The sequence below is a fragment of the Vibrio sp. HENC-03 genome, assembly GCF_000305755.2.
Lineage (GTDB): Bacteria > Pseudomonadota > Gammaproteobacteria > Enterobacterales > Vibrionaceae > Vibrio > Vibrio owensii.
On record NZ_JH976047.1, the window covers coordinates 163,606 to 182,840 of the forward strand.

Annotated in this window: 21 protein-coding genes; 19 read left to right on the forward strand and 2 right to left on the reverse strand. The window is 46.5% G+C overall.

Going from position 1 to position 19,235, the window contains the following annotated elements; genetic code table 11:
* Nucleotides 1–32: 32 nt before the first annotated feature.
* The 19 genes from VCHENC03_RS24540 to yegS all read left to right on the forward strand — a co-directional run bounded on the left by VCHENC03_RS24540 (nt 33) and on the right by yegS (nt 18,059).
* Nucleotides 33–1,349, forward strand: a complete 1,317-nt coding sequence (locus VCHENC03_RS24540) for an anaerobic sulfatase maturase (protein ID WP_009704165.1) — start codon at nt 33–35, stop codon at nt 1,347–1,349.
* 65 nt (nt 1,350–1,414) lie between these two features.
* On the forward strand, nt 1,415–2,398 hold the full coding sequence (locus VCHENC03_RS24535) for an AAA family ATPase (protein WP_009704166.1): 984 nt from the start codon (nt 1,415–1,417) through the stop codon (nt 2,396–2,398).
* Nucleotides 2,399–2,410: 12 nt separating this feature from the next.
* A complete protein-coding gene (locus tag VCHENC03_RS24530) occupies nt 2,411–3,373 on the forward strand; it encodes a DUF58 domain-containing protein (RefSeq protein ID WP_009704167.1) in 963 nt (320 codons plus the stop codon).
* On the forward strand, nt 3,374–3,925 hold the full coding sequence (locus tag VCHENC03_RS24525; protein ID WP_009704168.1) for a DUF4381 domain-containing protein: 552 nt from the start codon (nt 3,374–3,376) through the stop codon (nt 3,923–3,925).
* Nucleotides 3,918–5,009 carry a vWA domain-containing protein gene (locus tag VCHENC03_RS24520; RefSeq protein WP_009704169.1) on the forward strand — a complete coding sequence of 364 codons (1,092 nt, stop codon included), beginning with the start codon at nt 3,918–3,920 and terminating at the stop codon, nt 5,007–5,009. Before VCHENC03_RS24525 ends, VCHENC03_RS24520 begins: the two co-directional genes overlap by 8 nt.
* On the forward strand, nt 5,002–6,747 hold the full coding sequence (locus VCHENC03_RS24515) for a vWA domain-containing protein (RefSeq protein ID WP_009704170.1): 1,746 nt from the start codon (nt 5,002–5,004) through the stop codon (nt 6,745–6,747). Before VCHENC03_RS24520 ends, VCHENC03_RS24515 begins: the two co-directional genes overlap by 8 nt.
* Nucleotides 6,744–8,051 (forward strand): BatD family protein, encoded by a 1,308-nt coding sequence (locus tag VCHENC03_RS24510; RefSeq protein ID WP_009704171.1) that lies wholly within the window; start codon nt 6,744–6,746, stop codon nt 8,049–8,051. Before VCHENC03_RS24515 ends, VCHENC03_RS24510 begins: the two co-directional genes overlap by 4 nt.
* 606 nt (nt 8,052–8,657) lie before the next feature.
* On the forward strand, nt 8,658–9,056 hold the full coding sequence (locus VCHENC03_RS24505; RefSeq protein ID WP_005431832.1) for an ATP synthase subunit I: 399 nt from the start codon (nt 8,658–8,660) through the stop codon (nt 9,054–9,056).
* Nucleotides 9,057–9,824 carry a F0F1 ATP synthase subunit A gene (atpB, locus tag VCHENC03_RS24500; protein ID WP_005533315.1) on the forward strand — a complete coding sequence of 256 codons (768 nt, stop codon included), beginning with the start codon at nt 9,057–9,059 and terminating at the stop codon, nt 9,822–9,824.
* A gap of 48 nt (nt 9,825–9,872) precedes the next feature.
* The gene (gene atpE, locus VCHENC03_RS24495; protein WP_004727739.1) at nt 9,873–10,109 is read left to right on the forward strand and encodes a F0F1 ATP synthase subunit C; all 237 of its coding nucleotides are present in this window, start codon (nt 9,873–9,875) and stop codon (nt 10,107–10,109) included.
* A gap of 43 nt (nt 10,110–10,152) precedes the next feature.
* Nucleotides 10,153–10,623: a F0F1 ATP synthase subunit B gene (locus tag VCHENC03_RS24490; protein WP_005431830.1), complete on the forward strand. Its 471-nt coding sequence runs from the start codon at nt 10,153–10,155 to the stop codon at nt 10,621–10,623.
* A gap of 8 nt (nt 10,624–10,631) precedes the next feature.
* Nucleotides 10,632–11,174, forward strand: a complete 543-nt coding sequence (locus VCHENC03_RS24485) for a F0F1 ATP synthase subunit delta (RefSeq protein WP_005431763.1) — start codon at nt 10,632–10,634, stop codon at nt 11,172–11,174.
* Nucleotides 11,175–11,186: 12 nt separating this feature from the next.
* On the forward strand, nt 11,187–12,725 hold the full coding sequence (gene atpA, locus VCHENC03_RS24480; protein ID WP_005437731.1) for a F0F1 ATP synthase subunit alpha: 1,539 nt from the start codon (nt 11,187–11,189) through the stop codon (nt 12,723–12,725).
* Between the two features lie 21 nt (nt 12,726–12,746).
* On the forward strand, nt 12,747–13,607 hold the full coding sequence (atpG, locus tag VCHENC03_RS24475) for a F0F1 ATP synthase subunit gamma (protein WP_005431811.1): 861 nt from the start codon (nt 12,747–12,749) through the stop codon (nt 13,605–13,607).
* 23 nt (nt 13,608–13,630) lie between these two features.
* On the forward strand, nt 13,631–15,016 hold the full coding sequence (gene atpD, locus VCHENC03_RS24470; protein WP_005431749.1) for a F0F1 ATP synthase subunit beta: 1,386 nt from the start codon (nt 13,631–13,633) through the stop codon (nt 15,014–15,016).
* 15 nt (nt 15,017–15,031) lie between these two features.
* Nucleotides 15,032–15,469 carry a F0F1 ATP synthase subunit epsilon gene (locus VCHENC03_RS24465; protein WP_005431788.1) on the forward strand — a complete coding sequence of 146 codons (438 nt, stop codon included), beginning with the start codon at nt 15,032–15,034 and terminating at the stop codon, nt 15,467–15,469.
* A gap of 207 nt (nt 15,470–15,676) precedes the next feature.
* Nucleotides 15,677–16,102, forward strand: coding sequence for a bifunctional diaminohydroxyphosphoribosylaminopyrimidine deaminase/5-amino-6-(5-phosphoribosylamino)uracil reductase RibD (locus tag VCHENC03_RS24460; RefSeq protein ID WP_009704172.1), 426 nt, complete (start codon nt 15,677–15,679; stop codon nt 16,100–16,102).
* A gap of 139 nt (nt 16,103–16,241) precedes the next feature.
* On the forward strand, nt 16,242–17,144 hold the full coding sequence (locus VCHENC03_RS24455) for a LysR family transcriptional regulator (RefSeq protein ID WP_005437729.1): 903 nt from the start codon (nt 16,242–16,244) through the stop codon (nt 17,142–17,144).
* Nucleotides 17,145–17,156: 12 nt separating this feature from the next.
* Nucleotides 17,157–18,059, forward strand: coding sequence for a lipid kinase YegS (gene yegS, locus VCHENC03_RS24450; RefSeq protein ID WP_009704173.1), 903 nt, complete (start codon nt 17,157–17,159; stop codon nt 18,057–18,059).
* 65 nt (nt 18,060–18,124) lie between these two features.
* Here the strand turns inward: yegS and VCHENC03_RS24445 are convergent, their stop codons facing one another.
* Nucleotides 18,125–18,460, reverse strand: coding sequence for a YgiW/YdeI family stress tolerance OB fold protein (locus tag VCHENC03_RS24445; RefSeq protein ID WP_005437727.1), 336 nt, complete (start codon nt 18,458–18,460; stop codon nt 18,125–18,127).
* Nucleotides 18,461–18,477: 17 nt separating this feature from the next.
* On the reverse strand, nt 18,478–19,125 hold the full coding sequence (locus tag VCHENC03_RS24440) for an AcfA family outer membrane beta-barrel protein (RefSeq protein ID WP_009704174.1): 648 nt from the start codon (nt 19,123–19,125) through the stop codon (nt 18,478–18,480).
* Nucleotides 19,126–19,235: the final 110 nt, after the last annotated feature.

Below are 19,235 nucleotides of genomic sequence, written 5' to 3' on the forward strand. Positions count from 1 at the left end.
CTGACTTTCTTCTGCTTTCGAGATCGTTCTTTATGAAAAAACAAACTCACATTCATACCACTCAAATGGCATTAACTCCCCTCAAAACGGCGTTTGCATCTAACAGTGAAAAAGTTGAACGACGTTTTCACGTGATGGCGAAACCGGGCGGAGCAAAGTGTAATATCGATTGTCAGTACTGTTTTTATCTGCATAAAGATGAATTACTCAATCAAGGCACTCAACCAAAAATGGATGATGCAACACTTGAGGCATTCATAAAGAGCTATATCGAAAGCCAAGACGGTGACGAGATTGTGTTTTCTTGGCAGGGTGGTGAACCAACATTGTTGGGGTTGGATTACTTCAAGAAGATTGTCGAACTGCAGAACAAGTACGCTAAACCGGGCGTTCGCATCGAAAACGACCTTCAAACTAATGGTCTTTTATTGAACGAGGCTTGGTGTCAGTTTCTGCATGACCATGGTTTTCTGGTTGGTCTATCGATTGATGGCCCTGAGTTTATCCACGATAAATACCGCAAAACCCGAAGTGGAAAACCGACCTTTCAACGCGTCATGCAAGCCGTTGATCTGATGAAGCGTCATAATGTGTCATTCAATGCTTTGGTGACAGTGAACCGCTTTAACGCTACATACCCGCTCGAAGTATACCGATTTCTCACTCAAGAACTCGGCGTCACTTATATCCAGTTCACACCTTGTGTTGAACCTCGCTCTTTCACTCAAACCGCTCCCCATTTCTGGAAAGAAAACATGTCGCCAAAACTTGGAAGCGAATTAGCAAAGCCGGGGCATTTGATGTCGGTCGTTACGGATTGGTCGGTCGATGCAGAAGAGTGGGGCGAGTTTCTGATTGCTGTATTTGGAGAATGGGTGAACAACGATCTTGGCAGAGTTCTGGTCAACCTGTTCGAAACTGCTGTCGCACAAGTGATGGGGATGCCTTCGCAGTTGTGTGTTAGCGCAGAGTTCTGCGGCAAAGGTCTAGCGATTGAACACAATGGAGATGTGTTTAGCTGTGATCACTACGTTTATCCGGAATACCAACTGGCAAACATTCATGACCGATCTCTGAATGAAATTGCTATCTCGACTCGCCAATACAGCTTTGGTATGGCGAAAAAGTCTTCTTTGCCGCAATACTGCCTTGATTGCCCATATTTGAAGTATTGCTGGGGAGAATGCCCAAAAAATCGGCTACTTACCGCGCCGAATGGTGAGGCTGGTCTAAACTACTTGTGTCCGGGAATAAAAATGTTCTTTGACCATTCGCTGCCAATTCTGGTTGGCATATCAAGGTTAATAAAGTCTTACAACTCAGGTGAATATAGCGAATATAACCTTTAGTTATTACTTTCAGTCTTATACTCAACTTTTAACGCTCAGGCTCCCGTAAACTCAATAGGTAGACTATGAACCACGCACAACAAGCCATTAATGAATTAATCGAACAAACTGAAAAAAGCGTCATTGGACAAAGCCATGTGGTTCAGGCTTTGGTGATAGGGTTACTGACCAATGGTCACGTACTTTTAGAGGGCTTACCGGGAACGGCAAAAACGCGCTCGGTAAAGTCGCTTGCGAACCTTCTTAACACCAGCTTTGGTCGTATTCAGTTTACTCCCGACTTGTTACCTTCAGACGTAACGGGTACCGAAGTGTACCAAGAGTTGGATGGTAAGCCTCAGTTGCATTTCCAACCGGGACCAATCTTCAACAGCATTGTGTTGGCGGATGAGGTAAACCGTGCGCCAGCTAAAGTACAAGCTGCACTGCTAGAAGCAATGGCAGAAGGTACGATTACGGTGGGTGATAAGACGCACGTCTTGCCTGAGTTGTTTATGGTGCTTGCAACGCAAAACCCAGTTGAACAAGAGGGTACTTACCCATTGCCAGAAGCGCAGATGGACCGCTTCATCATGAAAGTGACCGTCGACTACCCAGAAGATGAAGCAGAGCGTGACATTATCCGCTTGGTGCGAAGCGAAGAGCTAGGTTCAGAAACCAGTAGCGAATTAGTGACGCCACAACACATTGAACCAGAGCTCGTTATTGAAGCGCGACGCCAATTACCAAACATTACTGTTTCCGATTTAGTCGAGAACTACATCGTGGCGCTTGTGATGGCGACACGTAAACCAGAGCGTTATGCCGATTCCCAGCTGCAAAAATGGATCGAAATCGGCTCAAGCCCTCGCGCTTCAATTGCTTTAGACAAATGTGCTCGCGCTTATGCGTGGCTACAAGGGCGTGACCATGTAACGCCTGATGATGTGCGTGCAATGGTGCCTTCGGTACTGGGACATCGCTTCTCACTATCTTACGATGCGCTTGCCGATGGTGTTGATCATCAACGTGTGGTGCGAGAGTTGCTTGATTGTGTAGAAATCGGATAAGCGGGAGGAACTATGGCAAAGCCAACGCTTGCTCCTCAATCCCAAGGGCTCGACCCTCGCTTGTATTGCGATTACTCACGCTTAGTACGTTTACAAGCACAAGCCGAATCTTTCAGCTTACTGCCTCACTTAAAAGCGGGCAGTGTGCTTTCTGGACGTCACAACTCATTATTTCGCGGACGTGGTTTGAACTTTGAAGAACTGCGTCACTACCAACTAGGGGACGACATCCGAAACCTCGATTGGAAAGTCACCATGCGCACAGGCAAGCCTCATGTGCGCAGTTACACCGAAGAAAAAGACCGCAATGTGATTGTCTGTGTAGATCAGCGCAGTGCGATGTTTTTCGCCTCTACCGAGGTCATGAAATCTGTGGTTGCTGCTGAAGTGGCGGCTATGTGTGGTTGGCGAGTATTGAAAGACGGTGACCGAGTCGGATTTGTTATCGCCTCTGACTCTGCTTTATATCACAGCAAAGCTCAGCGTTCCCAAAACGATTTGCTCGCTCAACTGAAACGACTCTCTCAAGCCAACCAGCGCTTAAATGTGGACTCGTTAGATTCAGACAAAGTGACATTCAGTAAATGGATTGAGCTCATTAAACGGATGAAGCTAAAGCAATCCACGCTGATTTTCATCAGTGATTGGCGCGATTGCGAAGAGCACCATCTTGATCACCTTAAGCAGCTTCAACAGCACAACGATGTTCTCGCGGTGATGGTAAGCGATCCTTTAGAGCAGTCGCTTCCTCAAGATTTGGCAAAAGTGAAATGGGTGATTGGTGATGGTCGTTACCAGATCAACCTAGACAGTAAAGCCAAAGTCGATGCCGCCAGCGCCAGTTTGGTTGAGAAAGCCCAGTTACAACGTCAATCATTGGCACAACTCATGGCAATCAAAAAGCTGCCTCATATCGAAATCGATACAACCGGTGACCACATTACTCAATTCCAAAAACTCGTTGGAGGCCGATAAATGACAGACTTACACACGCCTCCAAGCACGTATATTCTGCGTGAGCTGCATGACGTCGCGGTGCCAGAAAGCGTCAGCTGGGTGCCACAAACCATTGGTTGGAAGATCCTTGCAATTGTCGGTGCGATTGTACTCATGTATATCGGCTACCGACTGGCACACCATTGGTGGGATAACCGTTACCGTAAAGAAGCCATTGAAGCGATTTCTCGTTTAACCCCAGATGACGCCAGCATGCCGAAAGCGTTGTTCTCGATTCTGAAAATCGTCTTGATTCATCTTGATAGCTCTCATGCTCGCTTGTTTGATACTGCGTTCCTACGCAAGTTAGATGAGCTTAACCCCAAGCATAGAATGTTTGATGACGAAGTATCGAAGCGATGGCTGCAAAGTATTGTTGACCCAAGTGTTGAACTGCAAAAAACAGAGCGTTTACAACTTCTTGAACGCGCAACTGAGTGGGTGAAAGAGCACGATGAGAACGCTCACAACATTGAAAAGCGCACGCTTGCCTACAAAGCGCGTGCATTAAAAGGAGGTCGCCATGGGTGATCTTCTTGCTTCATGGCTGGGCATGAGCAGTTTTGAATTTGAGCATCCGCTTTGGTTCATCATCTTGCCACTGCCTTTGGTGGTGTATTTCCTTGTCCCAGCTTACCGCACCAAACAAATGGCTATCAAAGTGCCTTTCTTTAGCCAGCTTGTGGACGCCATTGGTGAAACCCCATCAGAAGGCGCAAGCCAACTCACTCCGAGCTGGTGGCAGCGCGCAACGCTCATCATCTCTTGGCTTTTGGTCGTGACCGCAATGGCAAAGCCGACAGTGCTTGGCGAGCCACAGGTACGTGAAAGCTTAGGCCGAGATGTTATGGTCGTCGTCGATTTGTCTGGCTCAATGGCAGAGCAAGACTTCACGTCCAAAACTGGTGAAAAGATCTCTCGTCTCGATGCAGCCAAAGAAGTTTTGAGTGACTTTGCCAAAACGCGCAAAGGCGACCGCTTAGGTCTGATCTTGTTCGGTGACGCAGCATTTGTGCAAACCCCGTTCACGCCCGATCAAAAAGTGTGGCTAGAGTTGCTTAACCAAACGGATGTGGCGATGGCTGGGCAAAGCACCCACTTAGGTGATGCAATTGGTTTGGCGATTAAGGTGTTTGAGCAAAGCGAAAAGTCGCGTACCGACGTAGAAGAGAGCAAAGAGAAAGTCGCCATTGTTCTGACAGATGGTAATGATACCGGAAGCTTCGTTGAGCCGATTGATGCGGCGAAAGTCGCGAAAGCCAAAGATGTACGTATCCACGTGATTGCAATGGGTGACCCACAAACCGTGGGTGAAACTGCACTAGATATGAATACGATCAAACGTATTGCCAAAGAATCCGGTGGTGAGGCGTTTGAAGCGCTCAACCGTGACGAACTTGCTAAAGCCTATGATGAGATTGGTAAGTTAGAGCCCCAGATTTATGAAAGTACCACTTACCGTCCTAAGCAAAGTTTGCATCATTACTTAATGGCTTTGGTGGTTGCGATGTACTTAACCGCGTTCTCGTTAGCGACATTTAAGCGTCGTCGACTATCAGTGAACAGTGAAGCTTCTGCACAATCAGACAACGTAAAAGGAGAGCACCATGTTTGATTCTCCTTTCTCTAGCATGGGGCTAGAACAGTTTGTCACACAGTTCCATTTCATTCGTCCAATGTGGCTATTGGCGTTCATCCCAATGTTTCTTTTGCTTTGGTTAAGATGGCGAGAAGAATCCAAACCAAGCTGGAAAGACATTCTTCCTGAGCATTTACGTAAAGCATTAACGATTGGCGACTATGGTTGGCGAAAACAACTGCCGCTCAAGCTGCTTATGGTGATAGTGGCGATTGCCATCATCATCTGTGCCGGACCTTCTTGGGAGCGCCAAGCTTCACCGTTTGGCGAAGACAAAGCCTCCATGCTGGTGGTGTTAGATAACAACGATTCAATGTTGCAAAAAGATCTTCCGCCAAGCCGTTTGGAACGCTCAAAGCAAAAGATCCGTGACCTATTGGCAGCACGAAAAGGTGGTAGCACTGGGTTGGTTGTGTATGCGGGTTCTGCTCATGTCGCGATGCCTGTAACGCAGGACAGTAAAGTATTCGAACCGTTTCTAGCGGCGATAACACCAGAAATCATGCCAGTGGAAGGTAAACTTGCTGAAACGGCGTTGCCTTTGATTGACCAACAATTACAAGGCCAACCGGGTTCTACGGTTTTGTTGGTTACGGATGGCGTCAATCCTGCAACCATTACCGCTTACAAAAACTACTTTGCAGACAAGCCTTATCAATTGCTTATCTTGGCTGCGGGTAACTCGGACATTGTTTCTAACAACCCAGTCGATTTGGACTCGTTAAATAATCTTGCCAGCGTAACTGGTGGGCGCCTTGTTGAAGTGACGGTCGACAACAGTGACATAGAGAAGCTGAATCGTTTTGTTGAGCGAAACATGCAACTTAATGGCGAATCCTCAATGCCTTGGAAAGACATGGGCTATCAACTGTTGTTCCCAATTGCTCTCATTATGATGCTTTGGTTCCGCAAAGGCTGGTTAGTGCAATGGTGTGTGGTGGCGATGGTATCAACGTCTTTGTTTATGACGCCAAAAGCCATGGCGGAAACGGTCTCCCTCAAAGCGGACAAACCTGAAGTGGTGCAAGAGGTAACCGCCTGGGATAAAGCGTCTCAATGGTGGTGGGATTTATGGCTCACACCAAATCAGCAAGGACAGCGTTTGTTTAACAATAACGAATACCTTGAGGCAGCAAAGCACTTTACGGATCCGTTGCGTAAAGGGACGGCTTATTACTACGCAGGCGAATACAAACTGGCTCATACCGCTTTCTTGGAGATGCAAAACGATCCATCAGATGCGGTAAAAGACTATGGCTTGTACAACGCTGCGAGTGCGTTGGCGCGTCAACGTGAATACTTGGCCGCGCGTAATTTGTTGCAAACACTGGTAGACAAAGACACCTTAAGTGAGCAATTGCGACCAGACGTTGAGCACAACCTAAAAGTCATTGGTGGCATTGTCGAAGAGATTAACCGCACCAGTGAAAGCCAAGCGGGGACAACAGATGGACCCGAAGAGTCGTTTGAGCTGGGTGACAACCCGCAAACGGCAGATGGAGCAGACGAAAAAACCGCGGCTGAATTAATGCTGAAAGAGAAACTCAATGCGAACGAAATCCTTGGTAGCCAGGAACTGGCGGATAAGTGGTTAAAACGTGTAGAGGCCGATCCTAAGTACTTCTTGCGCGCTAAATTCCAAATTCAACTGCGTGAGCCCGTGAAAACGCAGCCACAACCGCAACTACAACAAGAAGAGGAGCAAGCACAATGATGAATGCATTCAAACTTGGCGCTGACTCCGTGGTTGGGCGTTTAAGCACTATCTTGATGATGTTTACTTTGCTTTTTACTGGTTTGGCGAACGCACAAGATATTCAAGACTTGCAGCGCAGCAATGACGTAGAGTTATTAGCGTGGGTTGGCAAGCAGGGAGCAGGGGCCGATACGAAGGAAGCCCCTAAGTTCAGTGTGAATGAGCAGGTGATCTTGTACATCGAAGTTGCAACGCCTCGTTGGTTCACTGGTGGTACACGCATTGGCAGCGTAGAAATCCCCAACGTGATTGCGAAGCAGCGTAACCAATTAGCAACTAACTATACCGAGCGCAAAGGGGGGCAAACGTGGTCTCGTCAGCGTTGGGAAATAACTTTGTATCCACAAGCCTCGGGGCAATTTGTAATTCCACCTGTCGCTGTTGGTGTGCAGGTCTCTGCGCCTGATGGTTCGAAAGTGGCTGGTACGCTTTATACGCAGCCAATTAAATTCGAAGCGTCTATGCCTTCTGGTTTGCTCAGTGATGACTCTGCGTGGTTTACCGCGACTAAAGTGAGTGTGGATCAGAAATGGACAACGTCTAACGATGAGCTGAAAGTCGGTGATGCAATCACTCGCACCATAACGATCAATGCACAAGACAGCTTGTCAGTGTTGCTTCCAGACTTGTTATCCAATGATTCTACTGCCAGCTATCAAGCGTATCCTCAACCAAACCGCTTAGACGATAAGCAAACGCGTGGCGATTACCAATCGAGTCGAATAGAAGAAAGCGTGTATGTGATCCAACAAGGCGGTGAGTTCACCTTGCCTGAACACAAGTTCCAATGGTGGAATAGCAAGAGTAAAGAGCTGGAAACAGTGGTGATTGAGGGTAAGACCTTCAAAGCCAAGCATACATTTAAATCCTTTGTTAGAGCTTATTCTGGCTGGTTGATTGGCAGCGCAGTGACGCTATTTGTTCTCGTTATCGCCGCCTTGAGCATTCACCGTTATTATCGTTCTCGTCCTACGCCGCCATGGTTAGTGTTCAGACGAATGGTGAAAGCGAATCGATGGGGCGCTGCTCGAGCAAGCTTGTATAAGCAGCTGAGAAGCAACACAGGCGGTCTTGAAATGAGTAAAGCCAGTGACTCTGACGTTTGGCAGAAGCGTTCACAGCGCCTACAAGAGGGGCAGGAGGACGCAAGCTTAATGAATGCGCTTTGGAAAGGGATACAAGCGCTGAAGCCAAAACGCCTCAAGTGGGCGATACCAAAGGCTTTGCCGCAACTCGATAAGCAGACAAGTAAAAAGAAATAAAAACGAAAGAGGACGCTGATTCAGCGTCCTTTTTTTATTCTTTTTAATCGCAATAAGTAAATGGGGTGTTTATTTTAACGTGCTACAACTGACGTAAAGAAATAATATATTTCAAATATATTTAATTCTTATCTTTTAAGTTTTTATTTAAAAGATATTTCATTGCGATATTAAACAGGTTTATTAATCGGTTATATATCTACAACTGCTATATTTGAAAATATATAACCTAAAATCACTTTAATTCCTTTCTGATGGAGTGTCACTTCCATGTGACAAGCTTTTCGTCTTAACCCTGATAAAGACGGCTTAATCAATGTATATTTCATTTTTGGTTTGTTCAAATAAAATAACACTTCAAAAATGGAATGATAATTTGCAAGTTTTTTGATTTAGATTATTAAAATTATCGGTGTATATTTCTGGGGAAACGGAAATGCGGAGTGATTCCGTTTTGATTTTTAAATATGTGAATAATAATTATCAGATTAAATTTAATTCTGTGTATTAAATTTATCTTAATATAATTCGTCGTCACTAGGCAGCTTTATTTTGTGAAGTTTAATTATCAGAAGTTTAATTCGAAATTATTTTAAAGGGTGATTTATGGAAGCTAATATTCACGACGATCCAATATTGGTGGCAGGCAAGAGGATTCTGATTGCTCAAGCAACTTTGGGTCTGGTATTCATCGCGTATGAGTACATGCGAAGCGGCTCTCTCAGTGCTGAGTCAGCGATTACTGGGGTGCTTATCGCGATTCTTCCATCTCTGTTCGGCATGGTATTCGCGTCCATTAAATCTAGGGTGAAACCAGAAGAGAGTTTGCGTGACCTCATGCATCTGAGTCGAAATATCAAAGTCATTTACACCATTGTGATGTTTGTTTTGACGTTTCGATTTATGGCTCTTCGCAACATCGTGGTCCTGATAGGCTTTTGTGTGACGATGTTTGGTCACTTCTTAACGCCGCTGTTCAGAGATCGCTTCGAAAGGAAGGCATAAATGGAGACTGTCCAGTCCGCTCATGAATATATTGAGCACCACCTGACCTTTCTCACCGCCGGCGACGGTTGGTTTGGAATTAACCTTGATTCCATGATCATGGTCTGGCTGACGGGGCTCGTTTTCATCCTTTCATTCCGTTATGCGGTGACGAAAGGAACGAAAGGAGTACCAGGACGATTCCAGTGTTTGATCGAGATAATATTTGAGTTCGTCGATGACATCGTAAAAGAAATATTTCAAGCAAAGGACAAGTTAATTGGTCCTTTAGCACTGACAATATTTGTTTGGGTGTTATTAATGAATGCCGTGGATTTGTTACCGATTGATTTAATTCCTGCACTTACTCGTGCTGTAGGCGTTGAACACTTCCGTGACTTACCATCTGCTGACGTCAATATTACGATGTCGATGGCATTAGGCGTATTTATTTTGGTGTTGGGTTATACGTTTAAAAACAAAGGCGTGAAAGGTTTTATTAAAGAGTTAACTACTCAACCATTTTCACATCCGCTGTTATATCCAGTGAACTTAGTTCTTGAATTGGTAACGTTAATTTCTAAACCAATATCTTTAGGTCTTCGATTGTTTGGCAATATGTATGCAGGTGAAATGATCTTCATTCTAATTGCATTAATGCCGTGGTGGATGCAATGGGCACTAAGTGTTCCTTGGGCACTATTCCACATTCTTATTGTTGTTCTTCAAGCATTTATTTTTATGGTACTGACCGTGGTTTATCTCGGCATGGCTGTTGAAGAGCATTAATTTCAAAATCTTGTTTCTTAATTAAAAAATTCAATTCTAGGAGTTGTTATGGATATCGTTAGCGCAGTTCTTTACGTGGCGGGTGCACTACTGATCGGTCTTGGTGCAGCGGGTGCCGCAGCAGGTATCGGTAACCTTGCAGGTAAATACCTTGAAGGTGTGGCTCGTCAACCTGATTTGACCCCAATGCTTCGTACTCAGTTCTTCATCATGATGGGTCTTGTGGACGCGGTGCCAATGATCGGTGTAGGTATCGGCTTGTACATCATCTTCGCTGTAGCGTAATTCGAATTAATAATTTTCATAACGTTATAGAAGAGAGGGTGCTATGAACTTAAATGCCTCAATGTTTGGTCAGGCGATCTCCTTCGTGATTTTCGTTTGGCTGTGCATGAAATATGTCTGGCCACCACTTGTAAAACTGCTTGATGAGCGTCGTGCTGAAATTGCCCAAGGTCTTGAGCAAACAGAAAAAGCAGCACAAGAGTTAGAACTGGCAAAAGCGAATGGTGAAGCGCTGCTGACAGAAGCTCGCTCAAAAGCTCAAGCCATCATTAACCAAGGTAAGCAACGTCAAGAACAGATGGTTGCGGAAGCGGTTGATCTGGCAAATCAAGAGAAAGCGCGCATTGTCGCAGAAGGCAAAGCAGAAGTGGAAAGCGAACGCAGCAAAGTTCGCCAAGAGCTGAAAGATGAAATGGCGGATCTGGTGATTGAAAGTGCCAGCAAGCTGATTAATCGCAATCTGGATAGCTCGGCTAACCGTGACTTGGTGAACCGCTTCATCAACGAAATGTAGGAGGGCACATGTCCGAATTGACAGTGGTAGCTCAACCCTACGCAAAAGCGGCGTTTGATTACGCACGCGACGCAGAATGCTTGGACGATTGGCAACAAATGTTTGCGATTACCCAAGTGGTCTTGGAACAACCTAACACACTTCTGGTCTTGAATGACCTTGATGAAGACGGTTCTGAACAACCATTGTTGGATCTGATTCTTCATGCTGGTGGTGAATGGTTGAATCAAAACTTCGAGAATTTTCTTCGCATTATGGAAGAGAACAAGCGCCTAAAAGCGCTCAGTGAAGTAAACGTTCAGTTCCAAGAGATGAAAGCGGATTACGAACGAACCATGACAGTAACAGTGCGTGTTTCAGAACCTCTGGATGAGGAACAGATGGCAAGGCTTAAACAAGCGTTAACTGAAAAGTACGGTAAAGCCATCACACTAGAAACACAACTGGATCCATCCCTTGTAGGTGGTGTGGTGATCACAGCAGGGCAGACCGTGTATGACGGCAGTGTCCTCACCAACCTAAGCCGATTGGCGACCAACCTACATGTGTAACGGGGTATAGAAATGCAATTAAATTCAAATGAAATCAGTGAATTAATCAGAGAGCGAATTGTTAACTTCAACCTCGAAAGTGAAGCGAGAAATGAAGGTACTATCGTCTCTGTGAGTGACGGCATCATCACAATTCACGGTCTTGCAGATGTTATGCAAGGCGAGATGCTAGAACTGCCAGATAACCGCTTTGCGTTGGCACTGAACTTAGAGCGTCATTCCGTCGGTGCCGTTGTGATGGGTCCATATGCGGACTTGTCAGAAGGGATGAAAGTAAAAGGCACAGGTCGTATTCTTGAAGTGCCAGTCGGTAACGGTTTGCTAGGTCGTGTAGTGAACACGCTAGGTCAACCAATCGATGGTAAAGGCGCAGTGTCATTCGACCGTATGGACCCAGTTGAGGTGATTGCCCCTGGTGTTATCGACCGTAAGTCTGTCGACCAACCAATCCAAACCGGTTACAAAGCAGTAGACTCCATGGTGCCAATCGGCCGTGGTCAACGTGAGTTGATCATCGGTGACCGTCAGACGGGTAAAACCGCGATGGCGATTGATGCCATCATCAACCAAAAAGAACTGGGCGTTAAATGTATTTACGTCGCAATTGGTCAAAAAGCATCGACCATTGCCAACGTGGTTCGCAAGCTAGAAGAGCACGGCGCACTAGAAAACACCATTGTTGTGGTTGCGTCAGCATCAGAAGCGGCAGCGCTGCAATACCTCGCGCCATACGCAGGTTGTACCATGGGCGAATACTTCCGTGACCGTGGTGAAGATGCGCTGATTGTCTATGATGACCTATCAAAACAAGCGGTGGCTTACCGTCAAATCTCACTACTTCTAAAACGCCCACCAGGTCGTGAAGCCTTCCCGGGGGATGTTTTCTACCTCCACTCACGCCTACTAGAACGTGCAGCACGTGTTAACGAAGAATACGTGGAGCGATTCACTAACGGTGAAGTAAAAGGCAAAACAGGTTCTCTAACTGCACTGCCAATCATCGAAACCCAAGCGGGTGACGTATCGGCGTTCGTACCAACCAACGTAATCTCGATTACCGATGGTCAAATCTTCCTACAAACTCAGCTATTCAACTCAGGCTTACGTCCAGCGGTTGACCCAGGTATTTCGGTATCTCGTGTAGGTGGTGCAGCGCAAACCAAAGTGATCAAGAAACTGTCTGGTGGTATTCGTACTGCGTTGGCGCAATACCGTGAATTGGCCGCATTTGCTCAGTTCTCTTCTGACCTAGATGAAGCGACACGTCGTCAGCTTGACCACGGTGAGAAAGTAACGGAACTCATGAAGCAGAAACAGTACGCGCCAATGACGGTTGCGGAGCAAGCACTGGCGATCTTTGCAGCAGAGAAGGGTTACCTCACTGATGTGGCATTAAACCAAATCTCTCGTTTTGAAGAAGAGTTGATGGCATTTGGTCGTACAAACGCGCAGCCGCTACTGGACAAGATCAACCAATCCGGTGATTACAACGACGAGATCGAGAGTGAGCTACACAGCTTGCTGAAAGAGTTCACTGCGCTGCAATCGTAGGACCACTAACAGGAGTCCGTTATGGCAAATACCAAAGAGATTCGCACCAAAATTGCTAGCGTGAGTAGCACGCAAAAGATTACGAGTGCGATGCAAATGGTCGCCGCCAGCAAGATGCGCAAAGTGCAGGAGAACATGCAGGCGTCCCGTCCTTACGCAGAGAACATGCGTAAGGTTATCGGTCACGTCTCGTCCGGTACGCTGGAGTACAGCCATCCTTTCCTTCAAGAACGCGAAGTGAAGCGAGTGGCTTACATCATCATCTCATCCGATCGAGGTTTGTGTGGTGGCCTGAACAGTAACTTGTTCAAAAAAGTATTGGCAGAAATGCAGGATTGGCAAGAGAAGGGCGTTGAAGTAGATACGACGCTCATTGGTTCGAAAGCAATCAGCTTTTTCCAGTCCCTCGGGAAAGTAATGGCACAGACTTCTGGCCTTGGTGATGCACCAAAACTGGAAGATATGTTGGGTGCGGTTAATGCCATGATGGAGCACTACTCCGAAGGCAAAATCGACCGCTTGTTCCTTGTTTACAACCAGTTTGTAAACACCATGGTGCAAAAACCCACGGTATTGCAAATGCTGCCGTTCCCGAAAGAAGACATTTCACGTGATAAAGAGGCTCGTTGGGATTACCTCTACGAGCAGTCTCCTCAAGACATTCTCAACCACCTGATTCAACGCTATGTGGAATCACTGGTTTATCAGGGTGTGGTTGAGAGTATCGCTTGTGAACAAGCCGCGCGGATGATGGCAATGTCTGCCGCGACTGATAACGCAGCGCAACTGATTGAAGACCTACAACTGGTTTACAACAAAGCGCGTCAAGCGGCGATTACTCAAGAGTTGAGTGAAATTGTATCCGGCGCACAAGCGGTTTAGAGAGAGAATTTGAGGTTTAAATTATGAGTATTGGCAAAATCGTCAAAGTCATCGGTGCGGTGGTCGACGTCGAGTTCGAACAAGGCAAAGGCCCAAAAGTTTACGATGCACTGAAAATCAACGATGGCAGCGATGGCTCACTGATGCTGGAAGTTCAGCAACAGTTGGGCGGCGGTGTGGTTCGCTGTATCGCAATGGGTTCTTCAGATGGCCTTAAACGTGGCCTAGAAGTGGAATCTACGGGCAACCCAATCACGGTACCAGTGGGTGAAGAAACCCTAGGTCGTATCATGAACGTGTTGGGTCATCCAATCGATGAATGTGGTCCAATCGGTGAGCAAGTGTCTTACGAGATCCACCGTGATGCACCAAGCTACGAAGAGCAATCTAACAGCACTGCGCTACTGGAAACGGGCGTTAAAGTCATCGACTTGATTTGTCCGTTCGCGAAGGGCGGTAAGATCGGTCTGTTCGGTGGTGCAGGTGTAGGTAAGACGGTAAACATGATGGAGCTTATCAATAACATTGCTAAAGCTCACTCAGGTTTGTCGGTATTTACCGGTGTAGGTGAACGTACTCGTGAGGGTAACGACTTCTACTACGAAATGAAGGAAGCGGGCGTTCTCGACAAAGTAGCCATGGTTTACGGTCAGATGAACGAGCCACCGGGTAACCGTCTACGTGTTGCGCTAACAGGCTTGACCATCGCAGAACGTTTCCGTGATGAAGGTCGTGACGTACTGTTATTCGTGGATAACATTTACCGTTACACATTGGCAGGTACTGAGGTATCGGCGTTGCTTGGTCGTATGCCATCTGCGGTAGGTTACCAACCAACACTGGCAGAAGAGATGGGTGTGCTTCAAGAGCGTATCACGTCGACTAAGAATGGTTCTATCACGTCTATCCAAGCGGTTTACGTACCAGCGGATGACTTGACCGACCCATCGCCAGCAACCACGTTTGCACACTTGGATGCGACCGTTGTTCTGTCTCGTAACATCGCTGCTTTGGGTCTGTACCCAGCTATTGACCCATTGGATTCAACATCACGTCAGCTTGATCCTCAAGTCGTTGGTCAAGAGCACTACGATGTGGCGCGTAAAGTTCAGCAAACGCTGCAACGTTACAAAGAGCTAAAAGACATCATCGCTATCCTTGGTATGGATGAACTGTCTGAAGAAGATAAGCGCTTGGTATCTCGTGCTCGTAAAGTTGAACGTTTCCTAACTCAGCCTTACCACGTAGCTGAAGTGTTTACGGGGCAACCGGGTGTATTCGTTCCACTAAAAGACACCATTGCAGGCTTTAAAGCGCTGCTTGATGGTCAGTACGATGACATCCCAGAGCAGGCATTTATGTACTGCGGCAACATCGACGAAGTGCTTGAAAAAGCGAAAAAACTGTAAAGCGCGGGAGGCAATATGGCCATAGCGGTTTCACAAAATACGTTTCAACTGAATGTGGTAAGTGCGGAGGGCACACTTTACTCAGGTCCGGCACATGCTATCGCGGTAGCCGGTGCGGATGGTGAGTTAGGTATTCGTCCTGGTCACTCACCGCTGATCAGTAAAATCAAGCCGGGTGTTGCTCGTATTACCGGTGACTTGTCTAAGCCTGAAGAGATTCTGTATGTCTCTGGTGGTTTGGTCGAAGTCCAACCTGATGTAGTCACTGTGCTAGCGGATACTGCCCTTCACGGTAAAGACATCGACAAAGCAAGGGCGGAAGAAGCTCGCAGAGCGGCGGAAGAAAACATTCGCGCGCATGTGGACGACATCAGCTTTGCACAGGCACACATGGAGTTGAACAAGGCATTGGCGCAACTTCGTGCAGTAGAACTAACGATGAGAATTCGTTAGTCACTTTTTCGGAATGCGGTCTGAAGAGTGGTAATCAACGGGGCAACTTCGGTTCGCCCCGTTTTATTTTTTGTGAAAATCATAAAGGGATTGATTTGTTTGGAGAGGTCGAACGTAAGAGTTTTGCAAACACTTTTATATAGCGAGGAAAGCATGCTGGCGTTAGAATCCATCACCCAAATTTTGAATAACGAGTATCAGATCCAAATGAGCCAACAATTTATGCTTCGTGCGTTGGAAGTGTCACGCAACGCGCTGCCTGCTTGTCAACCAAACCCACCTGTTGGTTGCGTGCTGGTCAAAGACGGTGAAATCGTATCAGAGGGGCATACACAGGCGATTGGTGGCAATCATGCAGAAGTTGAAGCTCTAAAGGCTTACAACGGTGATTTAAGTGACGTGACCGCGTACGTAACGCTAGAGCCGTGTTCGTTTGTTGGACGCACACCTGCTTGCGCTAAAACCCTAGTGACTTGCGGTATCAAAAAAGTGGTGGTTGCCATGTTAGATCCTGACCCACGTAACGCTGGTCGTGGTATCGACATTCTAAAAGAAGGTGGCGTAGAAGTGGAAATTGGTTTATGTGGAGAAGAGGTGAGTGCCTTTTTGACTCCTTACTTAGGAAAATCCTGAGCGATTTTCAGAATATTCTTCGTCAATGCGAGGTTAAAACTCGCGAAAACATGCATAGACGCTCAAATCCGGTGTTCTGAGTCGTTAACTATCATACTGTTAGCTAAAATAAGACCATGTCCTGTTTTATGTTTGCAAAATGAAGAGCACCGATTTAAACCTTATCCCAATTTTTGTGGCGATTTACGAAGAGCAGAACCTGTCTAAGGCCGCTGCTCGTCTTGATATCAGCCAACCTGCGGTGAGCAAAGCACTGGCTCGTCTGCGTGATATCTACGATGAACCACTTTTCCACCGAAGTACTTCTGGCGTCGAGCCAACCAGCTTTGCGATGGATATCTATCCCGCAATGGTTGCTGCGTTAAAAAACTTCACCTCTACGCTTTCCGCTTCTAGCAGTTTCGATCCTAAAGTTTCTAACCGCATTTTTTCGATCGCCTGTGTATCTGTAGCGAGCTATGAGTTGATGCCACAACTGATGCGTCAGATCCGCGAGCAAGCCCCTAATATCGGGTTAGAAGTGCATCCGCTGTTTACCGAAGATTACGAAAGCGACTTACGTTTACAAAGATACGATTTGATCATCGATTTGCCGCCACGTGGGCGAACGGTATTAAAAATGGACCCAATCTTTTCTGAGCGTTTGATGGTGGTATGCAGCTCTGAACACCCGCGCATTCAAGACTCCTGTTCGGTTGAGCAATTCTTGGCGGAAGAACACGTTGTTGTATCTCGTTGGCACGCTCGCAATAGTTTGTTAACGGGTGAAGACATTGAAGACTTGGCGAGTCGCAATATTGTGTATCGCGCGGCGGGTGCAATGGAAATGTTGCCAGTGATCAACGGCAGTGAATATATCGGTATGTTGCCACTGTCGACCATCGAACACTTCTCAAAAACCTATGACATCAAAGCCGTGCCGTTGCCTTTCAATGACAGTGTGCATGACCTTTGTGCGATCTGGCACTCTAGCCGCAGTAATGAAAGCGCGCATCAATGGTTAAGAGCTCAGCTAAAACAAGCGGGTAAAACGATTCGATAACGAGGAGCGAGCATGAAGACAATACGTGCCATTCTAAACGGTAAGAAAGCCGGAACCCCTGAACTTCGTAACGAGATCATGCGAATGCGAGAGCAGGGCGTAGATTTGCAAGTTCGTGTGACTTGGGAGTCTGCAGACATGAAGCGCTTAGTTAAAGAAGCGGTCAATGAAGGCATTAGACGTATTGTTGTTGCGGGTGGTGACGGGACTGTCAACGAAGCGGTCACAGCGCTCAACCAGATTGACGCGAATGCTCGGCCTGAATTGGCCATTATCCCAATGGGGACGGCGAACGATTTTGCGACGGCAACAAAAATCCCCACAACGATTCGAGAATCCATCGAGCTCGCGGTAAATGGTGACGCCGTTGCGGTAGATAGCGTTCAAGCCAACGATCGTTATTTTATGAATATTGCAGCGGCAGGTTTTGGTGCAGAGATTACCGCAGAGACGCCCGTAGAGCTGAAGAACTTTTTAGGTGGTGGCGCTTACACATTGACAGGACTAGTAAAAGCGCTAGGGTTTAAACCTTATGATGGCTCGTTGACGATAGAACAGGGCAGCTATCAGGGAGAAATTCTCGTTGGCGCGTTTTGTAATAGTCGCTTAGCTGGCGGTGGACAAGAGCTCGCGCCAAACGCACTTATTGATGATGGTTTAATGGACATTACTTTGGTGCATCCATTCTTGCCCCATGAGCTACCTCAAGTAATTGATGAAATTCAAAACCCAACCGAGACTGGGCAGTTTGTTAAGCATACTCAGGCGAGTTGGTTGGAGATTGATTTTCCTAAAACGCTACCACTAAATTTGGACGGTGAGCCATACCGTTCTAATAAGATTCGATTTGATGTCAAACCACAAAGCATTCGCTTGGTGCTTCCGCCAAACTGCCCTTGCTTGAGTGTTCACTAGAAAGACGAAAAGCCACCGCTGACGGTGGCTTTTGCTTAATTGGGACAAGGGATAATCGCTAGTGCTTAAAGTTTCTGAATGGTATCGACTTCAATTTGAGTTTTAGTCCATTCCGAATCCACTTCACCACGGATAGCAACTTGATCTTTTGGTGACACGTCTTGCCCCATCCAGTCTTCGTTGTCGATCTCGACTTGGATTTCACCCGTGTTGTCTTTAAATAGGTAAGTCTCATTGCCCAACGCTTGCACAATGTTACCCGTTAACAACACATAGCTGTCATCAGCCGCTTTTTGTGCTTCTTTGACGGTATTGATTGCAGCGGTTTCAGGACCGGTAAAGGCAGCCAATGCTGAGCCTGAAAGTAGGGCGAGCATTGACGCAAGAATCAGTTTTTTCATGCTAATGGCTTCCTAATTTAGAAATAGTAAGTAGAACCTACGTTGATTGATGCTGTGTTTGCGTAGCTATCAAGTTGGTACTTCGCATTTGCACCGATGGTCAATTGAGGGAAGATTTTGTATTCCGCACCAACAGAGAACACGGCACCCAACTCGTTATTCTTTTCTGTGCTGTGGAAAAGTGTTTTGCTCATTTCCACATCGTCATTTGAAACCAGTTCGTGCTCTTCGTACTTACCGGCTTTCGATTCGTATTGTGTGTAGCTCAGACCCGCTTTTACTTTGGTGGTCCATTTGTCGTTTAATGCGTAGCTAAACACAGGAGCAAGAGTGATTTGTTTTGCTTTGATGGATGAATCCCATTCCATTTCACGGTGGTAGTCTTTTCCATCAATATTCTGGATGCCTAGGTTCTTTGAGCGGCTATCTTCTAGTTCAAATTGGCTGTAACCCAGTTCTACTGCCCAAGAGTCGTTGATAGAGTAGCCAACAAAGCCACCAAAAATACCGTCTTCCAATTCAGGGTTTAGATTCACACCGTCAGCGTCAAAAGATGTTTCAAAATCGTGGTCGGTGGTGCCGAATCCATACTCCAAACCCACATAAGGCGCTGCTGCTACCGAAAATGAGCTTGCTGCTAGAATCGTCAGGACTGTTCTTTTCATTCTGTTTATACCTCTTCGTTTTGATGGGAGGCATTGTGTGTGAAGAGTCGTGAAGTGATCGTGAAGAAAAGGCTAACGATTGAAAATGAATAAAAAAACTCCCCAAAAGG